Raw genomic sequence first — 16,882 nt, forward strand, 5'->3', positions numbered from 1 at the left:
CTTAACCGACCGCGCGTCGCGTCCCCACGCTTGTGCGACTGGGCGAGCACTCGGCGAGCTGGAAATCGCAGACAAAAATTGACCGCCACACGGAGAGGCATGAATGGAGGACGTCCTTCAAAAGATCAAGGCGTTGCTGGCCGAAGCCGGGCCAATCGAAAGCTCGGGCGCGACCGTCGCGAACGGCGTGCTTGTCGGGGCCCGCGGGGTCGAAGTCCCCTATCAGCTGAAGTTGGGCTGGGACATCGCCGTGGCCAACGTCTGCGACGAGACCTGGGGCGTGTTCAACATCCAGTTGATGCGCTTCATCCGAGACCAGAACTACAACAATGCTGCTTTGGGCGCGGTACTGGCGCAGATCCAGGTGGATGACAGTCACTGGAGGTGGCTCAACAAGTCGCTCCGCTTTAACAGCGATGAGTACAAGTGGTTCTTCCTTTTTGCTGAAGGCTACCCGCAGGCCGCGAGTCTCATCTATCACCCGAAGCCAAGCGCCATGGACGGGCAAGGAATCTTCTACATTGAATTCTTGGCAGTCGCCCCCTGGAATCGCGACAACCCGATGAGGAAGCGCTCGTTCAGAGGGGTGGGCACAACCCTGATCGCTCAGGTGAAGGAGTACGCTTGCGTTCAACTCGGCCTGAGACCAGGCTTTTCCTTGCACGCGCTCCCAAGGGCGGCGGGCTTCTACCAATCGATCGGGATGAGGAACTTCCCGCAACTCGATAAGGACGGAATGCCATACTTCGAGATGCCCGCATGAGCCAAGACGACTTTCCACTGTCGCCAGATTGCTGGGCGGACGCTGCGGCGTTCTATGAAGCATTCTTGAAGGCCGAACAGTTCCTGGCCAAGGTCCCCCCGAATAGCCGAGGAGGCAACGTGGACAGGTCGCTCTACGACCTAACCCGTCACCTCTACGCTCAAACATCCGAGCCTGAGGCGCTCTTCAGGGCCAAGCTTGGGGCTGCCGAAACGTTGACCGCAGTTTGGCTGTCCAAGGTTCGGACGCTGGCGGAATGGTTCTCTGCCGCGCAGCCCGTGGCTGCGTTCAAGGGGCTCGCTGCCGACGATCTGAAAGACCTGGTCAAGCTGAGCGCCGATCCGTCCCGAATCACACAGGTCGCGCCCTTGTTGATCGAACGCGGCATCATCGTGATCTACGAACCTCATATCCCCGGCATGAAGGTGGATGGCGCAGTGTTCAAGCTGGCGTCCGGCAATCCCGTGATTGGCATGAGCCTGAGGTATCCGCGCCTGGACTACTTCTGGTTCACGCTGATGCATGAACTTGCGCACGTGGTTCTACATGGCGACATGTTGTCGACTCCGATCATCGACGACATGGACGCCGAGAACACGGACCTGGTCGAACTGCAAGCCGACAAGCTCGCCACGGACTCGCTCATTCCGCGCAGCGAATGGCGAAGCTGTCCCGCCAAATATAGCTTTGCCGAGAAGGACGTTCTAGAGTTTTCCGCCAAGCTAGGCATCGCTCCTCAGATCGTGGCGGGGAGGCTGCGGCGTGAGTTCCGAAGACACGACCTTTTCTCCGAACTGGTCAACAAAATCAACATCCGGGAGGCATTGTTTGGATCAATATAGGTACACCCCTTTCCTCAAGCTCAAGGCGAACGAAGTCGCTGCCATCGCTAGTTTGAGCGACGCGGTGAAGGACAAGATTGTCCCGTTCTTTGATCTCGCCCGGAAGAGCGGAATGTCTCCCGCTGGATTCGGCTCTATGGTGTCCAAGTCGGCGGTCAAGCTGAAGAAATACCTCGGGCTCACGCGCCCATTCTTTCTCGACAACTACGACATTGACGACAACATCCTGCTCAACGGGCAGCCGAACTATGCGGTCGTGCTGCATGAGTTCCGAGACATGAACTTCGTCCCCGTCGTTGGGCTGAATCGGGCGGCGGCGCACAACCAGGCCGTGTTCAATGCCAAGGCGGGCGGCCTCCTGAAATCAAGCGCGGTGGCGATCCGTCTGGTCGAGGAGGATTTCGAGTCGTTCGGGCTGATCCAAGGCGAACTTGCCGACCTCATAAAGGCCGGCGCACAGTTCGCGCACTGGGTACTCGTCCTGGACTGTCGGATGTGCCGCAACGTTGATCCGGCCGCACACGCGGCCAAGCTGGCAAGCTTCATCAGCCAGGCGACGAAGGTATTCGGTTTCTCGCTGATCATCGTCGCTGGCTCGTCGATCCCCGCAGCCATTGGCGAGATCGCGAAGGTAGAAGTCAGGTGCAACGTCTCGCGCGTGGAACTCCAGATCTACGGGGCGATCCGGGCCATGGGCTTGAACCCCGTCGGCTTCGGAGACTACACGATTGTGAGCCCGCTGTACTCCGATGTCACCTTGCCGCCGGAGATGATGCGTACGGTGACGGCGCCGAAGGTCTTGTACAGCCACGGGGACCTTCACTTCATCGCGCGCGGTGGTGCTCTGAAGACGCACGCGCGAGGCAATCTTCAGTACAACGATCTGGCGTCAGAAATCGTGGCACAACCGTTTTACCGGGGTGCTCCGTACTCGTTCGGCGATGATTTTCTCAACGTCAAGGCACAAATGATTGGCAAGCAGGTCACCCCCGGCAGCATCCTCAATCCGACCATCAACGCCCACATCACCTACATGGCCACAGCCCATCCGTTGTTGGTGTGACGAGTCAGGAGTAGTTGCGCAACCGAGGCGCTGATCTCGCGCGCCCCTGTTCTCTCGGCGATCATTTCCGAGAGATTTGCGCGGCTGAGTTTCTGCGCGTTCTTGGTCTCCACGCCGCACATCGTCAGCAGCTCGCATTTCCACAAGGCCAGAAGCGCAACCTGCTTGTCAAACCTGGGGCTGATCGTGGCCTTGCGCACGTATCGAAGCATCGGCGGGCTTTCGACATCGGCACCATCTTGGTGGTCGGCGCTGGTTGCGACCATCACGCCCCAGTGCGCCGGTGCGATACGCTGCGCCTTTCGAAGATGATTTTCAGTGGTCACCAGCGTGATGCGCCGGAATGCCTGGTCGTAGTACGAACCCTGCCGGACGATTCGAGAGATCGCATCGGTTTCGCCCTTGATCTCATAGCAGTGCGCAGCGCGATGCACCGTGACAACGTCGGCGATCGCGTTGCCGTTGTGCACACGAACTTCCTCGAGCACAGCTTTGGGCGCCACAGGCCGGCCGCGAAGGTGCCTGATGAGAGCGGCGCGGATTTCCTTGTCGGTCAGTTGGCCCATCAGAATTGTGTCCAGCGCGCATGTCGCGCGGAGCCGAATCATACAAGCTGAGGCTGCGAGCCGATCATTTTTTGAGCTTGTGTGGTGTTCCCAACGGCTACCGATTCCCGTGCAGGGCCCGAGGCGGCGCCGAGGCCGACTCCTGCAATCAGCGACACGACGAGCGGTATCAGGGATTCGGGGCAAGGCAACCCGGAATGGCCTGGGTTAGTAGTGCCGGCAGGCCTCGCGCACTTCGGCCTCGCCGGCCCTCATTGCGCCTTATGCCCAAGCGGAGGGTTAATGGCGACCGGATTCGCCGCGGCGTTTTGTTTTAGTCCGGGCGTGACCGCTATCTGGGTCCAGTTGCAACCGCTGGGTGTGGAGCCCGGGCTGTTCTAGCCCCAGCACGCAAGTCAATGGACTGTGATGGCCCAAGAGGCGCACGAGGGAGCTGCGGTCATTTGCAGTTGCACGGCCGGGTCGGCGAGACTTTCCACTGTGATGATCACTGGCTTGTTGTCGATGCCTTCCACCTGCGCAGGTAGCTCCCGCAGTTTAATGATCGGACACTCCTCCAGCGCACCTATCGCACAAGTTGTGGCTTATTTCCCCAAGCTGCTGTGCAGATCGACCTCCCGCCCCATATTCCACGCAGACTCCGTTCACACTTCGCGCATGAGCACCAGCGCGATACAGCATATTGTTGTCATGCCGACGAGCATCGTCAACTCTCGTCAGTCCCTTTTTCAACGGTTCTCGTTAGACCTTTATCCACACTACGCCGAGATAGTCTCCGCACTCGTGCACTTCCCGCACGACATGCTGGATGCCGGATTGTCCGGCCAGGCTTTAGTGGCTTCAAAAATGGCTGGAGCGAGTCTGAGCATTCGCATGCTTCGCCTCGATCTGATTGACGAAGCCCATTGTGAGCTCAAGTACCTCCCAACGGTCATCTGGAGCACAGCCCCGATGGCCGACGAAGTTGATGCCACTCTCGCACGTTTTAGTTTTAGGCCGCTGCACCTGACACTGGGTGAGCACGAGCGCGCAGTTTCGCTCAGCAGCTTGACCCCCGAGACGACACGGGCACACCTAGCTGCCCTTGCCGACCGGGCTGCCCGTACGGACAAACGGTTCAGCATGCTCGTGGATGCACTGCGGGCGCTACCTGTCGCTCAGCGCAATGAGGGTTTATTGCCGTTCGCGCCGGGAATGCACAACAGCACAAGGCCCTTAGCCAACGTCCTAGGCATGTATGGCTACCAGTTTGATAACGCCCACGCGATAACCGCTGCGCTCGACAACGCTCCGTATATCGAGAGCATGGTTCAGATGGCAAATGTTATCGACGGCCTGCGTAAATTGCAGCCGACACCGATCCAGCTCGCGCGGAAAAACGATGCAATCATTTATTGCCCATCAATTGTCTCTTATCTGTATCGGACGGAGGAATGGAACCCGATAGTGCGTAATCTTTCGCGCGACAAAAGGAAATTTATCAAGGATGTCATCGTAAGGAATAAGGGATTTTCGAATGCAACAATACAGATTAAAGCAGCATTCAATCCTTACGAGGACTCGACCTTGGCATCTTTGTTGAGACAGCGTCAATTTGAGCTGCAATACTTCACAGCACTAGTGTCAGTACTTGCCGTCAATCAGTTCGCGCCCGCGCTACGATTGCCCGGCTCGGTCATGCTTCATCATGACATGCTAGCCGAGATTTACGCGCTTGTGAATTCGGACAAGAAGAACCGCCTCGCTGAGCTCAACAAGCGCCTGACCGTTTACGGTCAAACAATTCAAGAGGAAATCGGGGTGAGTCTTTGGAATGCAGCTTTTGGCGACCGTGAACGGCTTTTTTTGATATGCGATTTTCCGGCTGAATGGTTGCCAATAGAATTGGTGCCGGCAATGTTTCGGTACGAGATTTCAAGGATCCCTTCCACCCCAGGGAATCTTACCAATGAACTAATGTTTGGCGGCCCCCGAATCGTCTTTCCGTCCAAACTGTTTAATAGGGTGTTGATAATTCGGTCATTTGGAGAGAACGATCCTATTCGCGATCATCTCCACGACGCCATCAAGCAATATTCATTGGAGGAGTTGTCGGTCGAATTCGTGGACGTTTCAGGCACGAACGAGCTGATAGAGGCCATGAACAGATTTGACGGCGCCATCCTTATTCTTGACTGTCACGGCAATCACGGAGGCAAGAAGGAGCATGCGTGGCTTCAAATAGGCAAACAGCGTGTAGACATTTGGGAGCTCGCGAACATTGCTCGCGTGCCGCCCATCGTCATCCTTGCAGCATGCAGTACCCATCCACTCAATGGATCCCACGCATCGGTGGCAAACGGCTTTCTCCGCTGCGGCGCCCTGTCCGTGCTTGGGACATTCGCTCCGGTCCTCGCGAGCCATACTGCAATCTTGGTGGCTCGGCTTCTTTATCGGGTCCAAGCGTTTCTTCCTCTGATTACCAAGCACCGGCTTTGCACTTGGCGCGAACTTGTAAGTGGCTTCATGCGAATGTCGTATGCAACGGACGTTCTCCTAGATTTGGAGCACGGCAATTTCATAAATGAAGCACAGTTCAAAGACATCCATTTCAAGGCGAATACGGACATCAATACGAACAACCCAGAGTGGCTCGCCAATATGCAACGGCGCGTAGTTGAAGCCGCCGGCCTGACCGACGCCGAAATCAGGAGCTACTGGGCTGAGCACTTTCAATTCGTTGAGACGATGCTCTTTGTGCAACTTGGCCGCCCTGAGAGCATTGTCATCGCCAACGATGATGCACTCCTAAGCCCCGACAGCCCGGACATAGCGTCGTTCTGAACGATTGAAGGATCTGCTTATGCGCACGGCGCCGCCGATCACTTCAACTGTAGTCCACCGCGGCCCCGGTTTGTGACTAGGATGTGTTCGGCTGCGCGCTCTCTCGATCAACGGCACTACCCAAGGCTCATGCCGGCGGAAATATACAAATCGCGAAGCCTGCGCCGCGACCATATGGTTGGCCGATTAGGGCTTCGTGTGCGTCGGTGTCGAAGAAGATGCAGCCCTCTTGGTGGACCCCGTACTCGCGGCCACGAATCTCGAAGCGGTGAAGGTGCATATCCTGCCAGCCGAATGCGATCTGCAGGATCTGGTGAAGCCGCGCGACGCTCGTATCGCCGCGTACCAGAAGCGCCGCCAGATCAACGGGCTGATGCTCCGCAGCACTGCGCGCAGCTGCAAGACCTCCTGTCCAGAAAATGCTCCGGCTTCCATCCTCGAAGCTTACTTTGCTGCACTGCAAACCCCCAGGAATGATGCTCTCCAATACTCACGAAATCAGACGACTTACAGTGCTTGGCCCCCGGGGTTGTTGGGAATTCGATCCGGGGGTGAACGTCCTTTTCGTTTCGTTTGATACGGTCAGGGCAGAATTCCATATCGATGACAACCACTTACGGACGGCCGTCTCTGCGCGAAGGCTGCCCGGCGCAAGCTGTTGAATTTCAAAGGAAGACTTCACGCGACGGTGTCATCGCCGGGGAACGCAGCCCAGTCACCTTCCGATGCGTTCTTCCGCGTCAGCCTCCGGTGCACGGAACCGGCATAGCGCGCCCCACGGCCCACGATGTGCGGCCCTGCTCGATAAGGAGCGTCTGGCGTCCGTTGGAGAACGTGGTTCCGGACTGCCCCATCGCCGGGAGGTCGACGGCAGCCGCCCCGTCGACGGAGACCGAGGCGCGCTCTCCCATCAGGCGCACGGCCAAGCGCGTTCCGCCGCAAACGTAGCTGCTGACTGGATAGGGATTCCCGACGCCGATCGAGGGACTCGGCGGCGCCGGATGCTGGCATCCCGCCAGCATCGAGATCGCAAGCGCGCCGACGATAGAGCAGAAAAAGTTTCGCATTCATTCTCCGATCTGCTCGCTGGTTGACGAGCTTTGCAATGTTGATCGTACGGCACTCAACCGCCGAACGACCCGTTCAGGCCTTGTCGGAACTGTGCTTCCCCAAGTCAATCATTCGAGCCACCGCGCTCACCTGAGCGGCCCCCGCTCTGAAATACCCCGCCACGGTATCCACGCTCCGATGCCCCGTCATCGCCATCGTCTCTTGGAGCGGCATGTTCTGCCGACCCGCCTCGGTGACAAACCCCGAGCGCAGCGAATGCGCCGAGAAATCATCTCCCACTCCGGCGAGCGCACACCGCCCCTTCACGATGTCCCGCACCGCCGTCCCCGACAGCCCGTCGGTGCCCAGTTTTCCGTTCTTGAGGATGCGTCGGAAGAGGGGCCCGGAGGCGATCCCGCTGGCTTTAAGCCAAGCGTCCAAGGCCACGGCTGCTGACCCGACCACTGGCTTCACATCTTCCGCCCGGATCTTCCCGTTGTGGTTCGTCTTCGAACTCGCCAGCGTATACAGATAGGCGCCCTCGTCGCCGCGGTGCAGGTTCTCGAACACCGCCTCTGATACTTCCGAGCGCCGGCGCCCGCCCGAGGCCCAGGCGAAGAGGAGGAGGGCGCGATCGCGCTTGCCCTTGAGCGAGTCGTCACAGGTCTCCAGCACCGCCTCCAGCGGCTCCTTGGTCAGCGCACGCTGCTTGTGGGGCAGGGCGTTGCGTTTCGCATAGGCTTTTCTGGTTTTGCTCAGCAGCGCCTTCACCGCCGGATCCACACACGGATTGGGCTGCTTGGCCAGGTGGTGGGCCATCGAGAGCACCGAGATCCGGTGCATCAGGGTGTTCAGGGCCGGGGCCCCGAGCTTGCCCTTGAAGCCGGCCTCGACCAGGGCCTCGTCGATCGCGGGCGGCAGCTGGTGCGTCAGACCCCCTTTGTGGCCCGCCTGGCTCGAGCGCTCGGCATGGTCGACGATGAACTGGACCACCACGGGCACGGGGACCGGCAGCGCCATCTGGCGGCCGTACCGCGCGCCGAACCAGGCCGCCCAGTAGCGCATGGCCGCACGGTACGCGAGACGGGTGTTGTCCGATTCGCCCTCGGCCATCAGGTCGTGCGCGGCTTCCTCGGCCATGTCCGACAGCTGACTGGGATCGAGCAGCGCGTGGTCGCGCTTCAAGGGCATCAACGCCTTCGACACCTTGGATGGCGGCGCCTTTGGGGCGCCAGTCGGGAGTTCGATTTCTGCGACAGGCTGTCGCAGAACTTGGCTGCGCGCGTGAATCTCGGCACCCGTCTTACTGACTTTTTTCATATGTCTTATGTATGATGTGTCACGTATATTGTACATCACTTCCGATAATCTATTATTATCGCAAGTAAAAGAAAGCGGGAAAACGGGCATGGATCCGAAAAGTTCGAGCGACCAAATTCACGCTTTCCGAGGCCGCGGGATCCAGGAGGCCCAGGTTTGGCAGGCGGCCGACGCGCTGCTGCAGGACGGGCTGCGCCCAACGATCGAGCGCGTGCGCCAGAAAATCGGCAGCGGCTCGCCCAACACCGTCAGCCCGATGCTCGAGCGCTGGTTCGCCACGCTCGGCAAACGCCTGGAAGGCCGCCTCGGCGGCCAGGTCGACGCCGAGGCACAAAAGCTACCCTTGGCCATCGTCCAGGCCGCCCAGCAGTTCTGGGACATTGCCCGGCGCGAGGCCGACCAGGTGCAGGTCCAGAAGGTCGAGGCCACCCGCCGTGCGCTTGAGTTGGAGCGCAGCGTGCTGGCCCAGAAGGAAGCAGACCTCCAGGAGCGCGAAGCCTCCTTCGAGCAGGCCCGCGTCGCGCTCGACGAGGCCTTGGCCTCCTCACGCCAGGCGGTCGCGGCCATGGAGGCGCAGATGCATGCGCAGCAGCAAGAGTCCTCTCGGCTCCTGAGCGACTCGCAAGCCGAGGTTCGGCGCCTGCGCAAGGCCCTGGACGAAGCCGTCGCTAGCAAGGAAGCCCTGCGCGAGAAGTCGGCCATGGAACTGGGCGCCAAGCAACGCGCCGCGGACGAAGCCGAGGAGCGCCATCTCGCCCACGAACGTCGCCTGCTCTCCGAGATCGACCGCGAGCGAGTCGCTGCGCGCCAAGCCGTCGCTGGTCTGGCCAACGAGCAAAAGGCTCGCCTTTCTGAAGCGGAGGCAGCACGCACCGCGTTGGGCGCTTCCCAGCAGGCGCTGCAGGACGAGACAGCCGCGCACCGCGACGCCGCCACCACTTGGTCGCGCGAGCATCAGGCGTCTCAGGTCGAGCTAGCCACCCTGCGCGAGCGCGCCGCCGGCTTCGAGCAGCGGGCAACCGACCTCGCCTCCCAGCTTCAGCACCTCCAGATGCAGTCAGAGCGCGAGATCGCCCAACTCCGCGAGAGCCATGCTTCGACGGTGGCCGCGCTGCGCCAGCTTGAGGCGCGTCGCGAAGAAACTGGCGAGAAATCACAGGCCGCGCGTACAACAAAGTTGCCGAAGAGCCCCGGTAGATGAACGCCCCCCTCACCACCGGCCGCCACGCGCGCGTGCTGCCCAGCTTCATGTCCCTTTCGTCGCCCGCCGACATCGGCCACAACCCTCGAGCCCCGAATCGTGCTTTCCGGCATCCTCTGCAATATCTAGCACCAGGTGCTATATTTAAGAATGCTGCCAGAACCGTAGCTTCGGACCTTTAAGACAGCCAGATTCGGCAAGGACGCTAGGAAAGCCGGAATCGGCGATGCCGAGTTGTGCCGCGCCATTCGCCAAGTGATCGCGGGCAAGGCCGATGATTTGGGCGGTGGCGTGTTCAAGAAGCGCTTGAATGACAACATGCACCGCTCGATCATCCTCGCCAAGGGCGGCCGGTACTGGATCTACGAGTATCTGTTCGCCAAGAAGGACCGGAGCAACATTGAGGATGATGAGCTCGCGGCTTTCCGCTCGCTGGCGAAAGGCTCCGCTGGTATGACCGAATCCCAGGTCGATCAACTGCTGACGGGCAAGCACCTGATGGAGATATGCCATGACGACAAAGCGTAAGTTCAAGAGCGATGCGTTCGAAGCCATCCACGCATCAGCCGCCGCCTTGCATCAAGTCGGCGCAATCGACAAGGCCACTATGCGAGGGTTCGACGAATCGTGCCTGGTCGCGCCACCTGCAATCGCTCCCAAGCAGATCAAGAGAATTCGCGAACAGGCCCACGTGAGCCAGCCGGTATTCGCGCGCTACCTGAACACCAGCGAGTCCACAGTCCAGAAATGGGAGGCCGGCACCAAGCGACCGAGCGGCATGGCGCTCAAGCTGCTTGCCGTGATCGAGAAGCACGGACTGCAAGTACTCGTCTGAGACTGCACGCTGCGCTGCGCAGCACGCAACGCAGCGGCCTAAACCTGCGAGCTTTCTCGGATCCTGACCCGGCGCGCGCCGCGGGGGACGTCCAGGCGTCCAACTCGAGGACGTCCTGGGCGTCGCCGACGCCCTGGTTGGGGTAATCGTACTTTCGATGGCTCTGGTGCAAACTTTTCGTGCAGCCGAACGACTCTGTGAGTACGATGCGTCGGTCAGGCCGAAAGCACTGCGTCCCAGATTGCGGGCGCGGCTTGGCCCGCAATGCGCAGCCGGCGCAAATTGAACTGGCCCTTGCGGATGCGGTGCAGCGCCGGCAATGGTGACAGCCGCGCGATCGAAGACCTTGAAGCCAAGCATGGGCTTGATGCGCGATTTCACACCTCGATGGTCCTGCTCCACCATGTTGTTCAAATAGCGAGACGATCGCAGTCGAGTATCTTTCCAACGAGGGCTCTCCTCGGGGCAACTCGCGCACCGCACGATGCGAGGCGGCGTAGCCGTCCAACGTGATGCTCACCGGCACTTGGCCTTGCGTTCAGCAGCGCCTTGCGAAAGAATGCCTTGGCCGCCTTCACATCACGGTTGGCGCTCAGCCGAAAGTCGACCATCTGGCCTTCGCGATCGACGGCACGATAGAGATACGTCCACTTGCCTCGGATCTTCACATAGGTTTCGTCGACCCGCCACGAGCGACCGGCCTTGCGAGCGAATCGGTTCCAGCGCTTCACGAACTCTGGCACGAAACGCTGGACCCAGCGCATGATCGTTGTGTGGGCCAAGACCAAGCCACGCTCGGTCATCATTTCCACCAGGTCACGCAGGCTCAGCTTGAAACGCAGATACCACCGAACACACAGGACGATGACGTCACGCTCGAAGTGCCGGCCCTTGAAAAGTTCGTCCATGCTTTGCAGCCTCTGCGCCATCGATCCGCCTTCAGTTCAAAGGCCACAGCCTACCCCCCCGGGCGCGATTTGCACCAGAGCCCGCGCGTCCCCTAGCGACGACGACTCATTGCATAGGACTCGAGCGGTACTGCCTTGATCCGGGACGCTTTTCCTGCGCAGCCGAAGGCCTCGAAGCGGGCGACGCACAATTCGCTTGCTGCCGCCATCGCTTCCTTCAGGAACTTTCGCGGATCGAATTCGCCACGATCCTTCACCATGGCGCGCCGCATCGCACCGGTCATGGCCAGGCGAATGTCGGTATCGATGTTAATCTTGCGTACGCCGTGTCGAATTCCCTCCTGGATCTCGGCGACGGGCACGCCGTAGGTCTGCTTGATCTCGCCGCCGTTGTCCCGGATCACCTGCAGCCAATCCTGCGGAACCGACGAAGAACCATGCATCACCAGATGCGTGTCCGGAAGGCGCGCGTGAATCTGCTTGATCCGGTCGATCGCGAGGATGTCGCCCGTCGGCTGACGGCTGAACTTGTAGGCGCCGTGCGATGTGCCGATGGCGATGGCCAGCGCATCGACACCTGTTCGGGAGACGAAGTCGGCAGCCTGATCCGGGTCCGTCAGCATCTGGTCGTGCGACAGCACCCCGGCGGCGCCGACGCCGTCTTCCTCGCCCGCGGTGCCCGACTCCAGCGAACCCAGGCAGCCCAGCTCGCCCTCCACCGAGACGCCGACGGCATGCGCCATCTCCACCACCCTGCGGGTCACGTCCACGTTGTAGTCGTAGCTGGCAGGCGTCTTGGCGTCTTCTTCGAGGGAGCCGTCCATCATCACGCTCGTGAAGCCGGAGCGGATGGATTGCATGCACACGGCCGGGCTCGCGCCGTGGTCCTGGTGCATCACGATCGGGATGTCCGGATACATCTCCGCGGCCGCCTCGACCATCTTGCGCAGGAAGGGCTCACCCGCATACTTGCGCGCGCCTGCGGAAGCCTGAAGGATGACGGGGCTGTCCGTCTTCTGTGCCGCCTGCATGATCGCCTGGATCTGTTCCAGGTTGTTGACGTTGAACGCCGGCACGCCATAGCCATGCTCCGCGGCGTGGTCGAGAAGTTGACGCAAGGAAATCATTGCCATCCAAAGCTCCGTTGGTTTCGGGTTGTTGAGGCCATCAGGCGGTGCGCTCTTCGAGCGCCCGCACAGCGGGCAAGGTCCTGCCCTCGAGAAATTCGAGGAACGCGCCGCCGGCGGTGGACACGTAGTCGATCTGCGCCGCCACGCCAAAGGCGTTGATGGCGGCCACGGTGTCGCCGCCCCCGGCGATGGTGAAGGCTGGCGACCGGGCGACCGCCTCCGCCAGGACTCGCGTCCCGGTGGCGAACGGCGCCAGCTCGAACACGCCCAACGGGCCGTTCCATACGATGGTCTTGCACCGGTCGAGCTCGGCGATCAGTTCCCGCATCGACGCGGGACCGAAGTCCAGCACCATCTCGTCCCCGCGAATCTGGTCGATCGACCGCACACAAGAACCGGCATCGGCCGACAACGCAGTTGCAGTGACCACGTCGCTGGGCATGAAGAGCTTCGCCCCTCGGGCGTGGAGCGTGGCCAGGACTTCGTGGACTTCGTCGACCATCCCCGGCTCGCACAGTGACTTGCCGACCGGGTGTCCGGCCGCCAGCAGGAAGGTGTTGGCCATTCCGCCACCCACCACCAGCAGTTCGACCTTGGCCGCCAGCGCGTTCAGCACCGACAGCTTGGTCGAGACCTTGGCACCGCCGACGATGGCCGCCATCGGCCGCACCGGCGTCGCCAGCGCGCGACCCAACGCGTCCAGCTCGGCGGCCATGAGCGGCCCGGCGCAGGCTTCGTCGGCGAGCCGCGCCAGCGCTTCCGTGGTGGCCTCGGCCCGGTGCGCGGTGGCGAACGCATCGTTCACGTAGACGTCGAGGAGCCGGGCCATTCGCGTGGCGAGCGCGGGCGCGTTGGCCTTTTCGCCGACATGGGCCCGGGTGTTTTCCAGCAGCACCACGCTGCCCGGCCGCTGCTCGAAGCCGCCATCGAGCCAGTCGACCATCAGGGGCACCTGCACGCCCAGCAACTCGCCCAGTCTCGCCGCAACCGGTGCCAGCGAATCCTTCGGCGCCAATGCGCCTTCGGTCGGGCGTCCCAGATGCGAAGCGACCATCACGCGGGCGCCTTGCTGCAACGCGTAACGGATGCCGTCGAGACTGCTGCGGATGCGCGAGTCGTCGGCGATCAGGCCCGCCGCGTTCAAGGGAACGTTCAGGTCGCAGCGGATGAAGACCCGCCGGTCGCGCATGTTCACCTGCTGCATCGTCTTGAAGGCCATGGGCTTGCTCACGCCCTCGCCATGGCGACTGCCGTGTCGATCATGCGGTTGGAGAAGCCCCACTCGTTGTCATACCACGCGCAGACCTTCACGAGCCGCCCCGACACCTTGGTGCAGGTGGCGTCGAAGATGCTCGAGCGTGCATCGTGATTGAAGTCCATGGACACCAGGGGCTCGTCGCTGTATCCGAGCAGGCCGTGCAGGGGCCCCATCGCTGCCGCGTCCTCCACGAGACGATTGACCTCCTCGACCGACGTGTCGCGCTCGGCCAGGAACACCAGGTCGACCAGCGAGACGTTCAGGGTCGGCACCCGCACCGAGAACCCATCGAGGCGGCCCGCCAGCTCGGGCAACACCAAGCCTACCGCGGCGGCGGCACCGGTGCGGGTCGGAATCATGGACTGCGTCGCCGATCTCGCCCGGCGCAGGTCCTGGTGATAAACGTCGGTGAGCACCTGGTCGTTGGTATAGCTGTGGACCGTCGTCATCAAGCCATAAGCCATGCCCATGCCGTCGTTCATGACCTTCGCCACGGGCGCCAGGCAGTTCGTGGTGCACGAGGCATTCGAGACCACGGTGTACGACGCGCGCAGGGTCTCGTGATTCACGCCATAGACGACAGTCGCATCCACGTCGGTACCGCCCGGTGCGCTGATCAGCACGCGCTTCGCGCCGGCCGCGAGGTGCGCCGCCGCCTTGGCCTTGCTCGTGAACAGGCCGGTGCACTCCATCACGATGTCGACGTCGAGCTCTCGCCAGGGCAGGTCGGCCGGGCTGCGCATCGAGAAGACCTTGATTCTCCGGCCGCCCACCACGAGTTCGTCGCCTTCGTGCGAAACCGGCAAGGCGAGGCGTCCGTGGGTCGTGTCGTAGCGCGTCAGATGCGCATTGGTCCGTGCATCGCCCAGGTCGTTGATGGCCACGATCTCGAGCATGTCGTACTGATCCGATTCGAACAGCGCGCGCAGTACGTTCCGGCCGATTCGGCCATAGCCGTTGATGGCAATTTTGATCGTCAATTCAAACTCTCTTTGCGTCGGTTGGATTGAAAAATAGGTATCACTCGGAGATCAGCGCACAGGCCGCGGAAGATTGCTCCCCCAGTTCCAAAGCACGTGCTAACAGCGCGCAGGCCGCGGAAGATCGCTCCACCAGTGCCAAAGCACGTGCTGCGACCGACTCTGCGTCGATGCCGAACAGCCTGAAGAGCGCCGAGGCGGGTGCCGAATCGCCAAAGCGATCGATGCCGACGACGTCGCCGTCCTCCCCGACGAACTTCCACCACAAGCCGGTGCTGCCGGCCTCGACCGCGATGCGCGGCAGGTGGCGCGGAATCGTCTCGCGCCGGTAGGCCGCGTCCTGGCGTTCGAACGCTTCCAGGCAGGGCATCGAGACGACTCGTGCCTCGATGCCCCGCTGCGCCAGCAGATCGGCCGCCGCCATGGCCACGGCCACTTCGGAGCCGCTGGCCAGCAGTGCCACGCGTTCGTCCGATGGGCGGCGCAAGATGTATGCACCGCGGGCGATGGACGCCAGGCGTGGCGTCGAATCCCCGGCGTGCGGCAGCGCCTGGCGCGTGAGAAGCAGGCAGCTCGGCCCGTCGGACCGGTGCATCGCCTCGCGCCATGCCACCGCGGTCTCGGTCGCATCGGCGGGCCGCCACACGTCGACGCCGGGAATGAGGCGCAGGCTCGACGCGTGCTCCACCGGCTGGTGCGTCGGACCATCCTCGCCCAGGCCGATCGAGTCATGGGTGAACACGTACACGACCGGCAGCTTCATCAGGGCTGACATGCGCACGCCATTGCGGGCGTAATCCGAAAAGACCAGGAAGGTGCCGCCGAACGGCCGGAAGCCGCCGTGAAGTGCGACGCCGTTCATCACGGCGGCCATGCCGAACTCGCGGACGCCGTAGTGAATGTGGTTTCCCGTTCCCTTGGCCAGCAAGGGCGTGTGCCCACGCCAGTCGGTGAGGTTGGAGCCGGTCAGGTCGGCCGAACCGCCGAGCAGCTCCGGCGTGGCGGGGCCCACGCGTTGCAGCACATCCTGCGAGGCCTTGCGCGTGGCCACGGTGGCACGAACGGATTCAGCCGATTCGCACGCCGCCTCCAGGGCGGCCTCCGTGTCGCGACTCGGCATCGGGGATCTTTTGCAGCGTCGCAGCAACTCCGCCGCCAGTGCGGGATGCTCGCCGGCATAGGCGGCCAATCGCTCGCGCCATGCGACACGGGCGGCCGCCCCGCGCTCTACCGCGGACCAGGCAAGCCGTATCGGCTGCGGCACGTCGAAGGCGCCCTCGCACCAGCCCAGTGCCGCCCGGGTTCTCGCAATCTCCTCGGCGCCCAAGGGAGAACCATGGACCTCGGCTGTGCCGGCGCGGTTCGGTGAGCCGTGGCCGATCGTCGTCCGGCAGCAGATGAGCACCGGCTTGTCCGCGGCGTGAGCTATGGCGATGGCGCGGTCCAGTGCAGCCCTGTCGTGCCCATCGACCTGACGCACGACGGTCCAGCCGTAGGCCTCGAAACGCGCCGGCGTGTCGTCGCCGAACCAGCCGCGCACGTCGCCATCGATCGAGATGCCGTTGTCGTCGTAGAAGGCAATCAGCTTGTTCAACCCCCAGGTTCCGGCCAGGGAACAGGCCTCGTGGCTGATGCCCTCCATGAGACAGCCGTCGCCCAGGAACACATAGGTGCGGTGGTCGACCACGCAGTGCCCGGGCCGGTTGAATTCCGTGGCCAGCAGCTTCTCGGCGAGCGCCATGCCGACCGCATTGGCTAGGCCCTGGCCAAGGGGTCCGGTCGTGGTCTCGACACCCGGCGTCACACCGACCTCCGGGTGGCCGGGTGTGCGTGAATGCAGTTGACGGAAGCGCTTGATCTCGTCCATCGGCAAGTCGTAGCCGCTCAGATGCAGCAGCGCGTATAGCAGCATCGAGCCGTGTCCGTTGGACAGTACGAAGCGGTCGCGATCGATCCAGTCGGGATCGGCCGGGTCATGGCGCAAGTGATGGCGCCACAGCGCTTCGGCGATGTCGGCCATTCCCATCGGCATGCCGGGATGGCCCGAGTTGGCTGCCTGCACGGCATCCATCGCCAGCACCCGCAGGGCATTGGCGCAGGCGGCGCGGTCGGGGGTCGTCGTTTTCTCGTTGGTCATGAAGGC

At 62.1% G+C, this 16,882-nt stretch carries 14 protein-coding genes and 2 pseudogenes; 7 read left to right on the top strand and 9 right to left on the bottom strand.

The annotated features are described in order from the left end of the window. Positions 1-103: 103 nt before the first annotated feature. From AC1DYK_RS15205 to AC1DYK_RS15215, 3 genes are read left to right on the top strand one after another with little or no spacing between them, the layout of a single operon-like run. Positions 104-763, top strand: a complete 660-nt coding sequence (locus AC1DYK_RS15205; protein WP_478167093.1) for a GNAT family N-acetyltransferase — start codon at positions 104-106, stop codon at positions 761-763. Beyond that, positions 760-1,605, top strand: coding sequence for an ImmA/IrrE family metallo-endopeptidase (locus AC1DYK_RS15210; RefSeq protein WP_478167094.1), 846 nt, complete (start codon positions 760-762; stop codon positions 1,603-1,605). The genes AC1DYK_RS15205 and AC1DYK_RS15210 overlap by 4 nt, the downstream gene beginning before the upstream one ends. Then, a complete protein-coding gene (locus AC1DYK_RS15215; protein WP_478167095.1) occupies positions 1,592-2,668 on the top strand; it encodes a beta family protein in 1,077 nt (358 codons plus the stop codon). The genes AC1DYK_RS15210 and AC1DYK_RS15215 overlap by 14 nt, the downstream gene beginning before the upstream one ends. Here the strand turns inward: AC1DYK_RS15215 and AC1DYK_RS15220 are convergent. After that, the gene (locus AC1DYK_RS15220; protein WP_478167096.1) at positions 2,635-3,234 is read right to left on the bottom strand and encodes a sce7726 family protein; all 600 of its coding nucleotides are present in this window, start codon (positions 3,232-3,234) and stop codon (positions 2,635-2,637) included. The genes AC1DYK_RS15215 and AC1DYK_RS15220 overlap by 34 nt on opposite strands. Positions 3,235-3,891: 657 nt before the next feature. On the opposite strand from AC1DYK_RS15220, the gene AC1DYK_RS15225 reads away from it, so the two are divergent. Next, the gene (locus AC1DYK_RS15225; protein WP_478167097.1) at positions 3,892-6,057 is read left to right on the top strand and encodes a hypothetical protein; all 2,166 of its coding nucleotides are present in this window, start codon (positions 3,892-3,894) and stop codon (positions 6,055-6,057) included. Between the two features lie 127 nt (positions 6,058-6,184). On the opposite strand, the gene AC1DYK_RS15230 is transcribed toward AC1DYK_RS15225, so the two are convergent. The 3 genes from AC1DYK_RS15230 to AC1DYK_RS15240 all read right to left on the bottom strand — a co-directional run bounded on the left by AC1DYK_RS15230 (position 6,185) and on the right by AC1DYK_RS15240 (position 8,298). Further along, a complete protein-coding gene (locus AC1DYK_RS15230; protein WP_478167098.1) occupies positions 6,185-6,544 on the bottom strand; it encodes an IS1096 element passenger TnpR family protein in 360 nt (119 codons plus the stop codon). A 253-nt stretch (positions 6,545-6,797) separates the two neighbouring features. Beyond that, positions 6,798-7,124: a hypothetical protein gene (locus tag AC1DYK_RS15235; RefSeq protein ID WP_478167099.1), complete on the bottom strand. Its 327-nt coding sequence runs from the start codon at positions 7,122-7,124 to the stop codon at positions 6,798-6,800. A gap of 76 nt (positions 7,125-7,200) precedes the next feature. Further along, on the bottom strand, positions 7,201-8,298 hold the full coding sequence (locus AC1DYK_RS15240; RefSeq protein ID WP_478167159.1) for a site-specific integrase: 1,098 nt from the start codon (positions 8,296-8,298) through the stop codon (positions 7,201-7,203). A 157-nt stretch (positions 8,299-8,455) separates the two neighbouring features. Between AC1DYK_RS15240 and AC1DYK_RS15245 the strand changes: the two genes are divergently transcribed. From AC1DYK_RS15245 to AC1DYK_RS15255, 3 genes and pseudogenes are all read left to right on the top strand, one after another. After that, positions 8,456-9,628, top strand: coding sequence for a DNA-binding protein (locus tag AC1DYK_RS15245; protein WP_478167100.1), 1,173 nt, complete (start codon positions 8,456-8,458; stop codon positions 9,626-9,628). 183 nt (positions 9,629-9,811) lie between these two features. Continuing rightward, positions 9,812-10,156: pseudogene (locus AC1DYK_RS15250) on the top strand (type II toxin-antitoxin system RelE/ParE family toxin); the annotation flags it as partial. Next, positions 10,140-10,463, top strand: coding sequence for a helix-turn-helix domain-containing protein (locus AC1DYK_RS15255; protein ID WP_478167101.1), 324 nt, complete (start codon positions 10,140-10,142; stop codon positions 10,461-10,463). The pseudogene AC1DYK_RS15250 and the gene AC1DYK_RS15255, both read left to right, overlap by 17 nt. Before the next feature lie 215 nt (positions 10,464-10,678). Here the strand turns inward: AC1DYK_RS15255 and AC1DYK_RS15260 are convergent. The 5 genes and pseudogenes from AC1DYK_RS15260 to tkt all read right to left on the bottom strand — a co-directional run bounded on the left by AC1DYK_RS15260 (position 10,679) and on the right by tkt (position 16,876). Further along, a pseudogene (locus AC1DYK_RS15260) lies at positions 10,679-11,371 on the bottom strand (IS6 family transposase). A gap of 92 nt (positions 11,372-11,463) precedes the next feature. Further along, the gene (gene fba, locus AC1DYK_RS15265) at positions 11,464-12,504 is read right to left on the bottom strand and encodes a class II fructose-bisphosphate aldolase (protein WP_478167102.1); all 1,041 of its coding nucleotides are present in this window, start codon (positions 12,502-12,504) and stop codon (positions 11,464-11,466) included. A gap of 34 nt (positions 12,505-12,538) precedes the next feature. Beyond that, the gene (locus AC1DYK_RS15270) at positions 12,539-13,720 is read right to left on the bottom strand and encodes a phosphoglycerate kinase (protein ID WP_478167160.1); all 1,182 of its coding nucleotides are present in this window, start codon (positions 13,718-13,720) and stop codon (positions 12,539-12,541) included. A gap of 8 nt (positions 13,721-13,728) precedes the next feature. Next, entirely contained in the window at positions 13,729-14,739 is a 1,011-nt protein-coding gene (gene gap / locus AC1DYK_RS15275; RefSeq protein ID WP_478167103.1) for a type I glyceraldehyde-3-phosphate dehydrogenase, read from the bottom strand. Between the two features lie 40 nt (positions 14,740-14,779). After that, complete coding sequence (tkt, locus tag AC1DYK_RS15280) at positions 14,780-16,876, bottom strand: transketolase (protein ID WP_478167104.1); 2,097 nt, start codon at positions 16,874-16,876, stop codon at positions 14,780-14,782. Between the last annotated feature and the right edge of the window lie 6 nt (positions 16,877-16,882).

The sequence above is a fragment of the Variovorax sp. P2_H12 genome (assembly GCF_056403395.1).

Coding starts and splice junctions, on each gene's coding strand:
- fba (WP_478167102.1), bottom strand. CDS start 12,504: ATGGCAATGATTTCCTTGCGTCAACTTCTCGACCACGCCGCGGAGCAT.
- AC1DYK_RS15255 (WP_478167101.1), top strand. CDS start 10,140: ATGACGACAAAGCGTAAGTTCAAGAGCGATGCGTTCGAAGCCATCCAC.
- AC1DYK_RS15270 (WP_478167160.1), bottom strand. CDS start 13,720: ATGGCCTTCAAGACGATGCAGCAGGTGAACATGCGCGACCGGCGGGTC.
- tkt (WP_478167104.1), bottom strand. CDS start 16,876: ATGACCAACGAGAAAACGACGACCCCCGACCGCGCCGCCTGCGCCAAT.
- AC1DYK_RS15240 (WP_478167159.1), bottom strand. CDS start 8,298: ATGCCCTTGAAGCGCGACCACGCGCTGCTCGATCCCAGTCAGCTGTCG.
- AC1DYK_RS15235 (WP_478167099.1), bottom strand. CDS start 7,124: ATGCGAAACTTTTTCTGCTCTATCGTCGGCGCGCTTGCGATCTCGATG.
- AC1DYK_RS15220 (WP_478167096.1), bottom strand. CDS start 3,234: ATGGGCCAACTGACCGACAAGGAAATCCGCGCCGCTCTCATCAGGCAC.
- AC1DYK_RS15225 (WP_478167097.1), top strand. CDS start 3,892: ATGAGCACCAGCGCGATACAGCATATTGTTGTCATGCCGACGAGCATC.
- AC1DYK_RS15205 (WP_478167093.1), top strand. CDS start 104: ATGGAGGACGTCCTTCAAAAGATCAAGGCGTTGCTGGCCGAAGCCGGG.
- AC1DYK_RS15210 (WP_478167094.1), top strand. CDS start 760: ATGAGCCAAGACGACTTTCCACTGTCGCCAGATTGCTGGGCGGACGCT.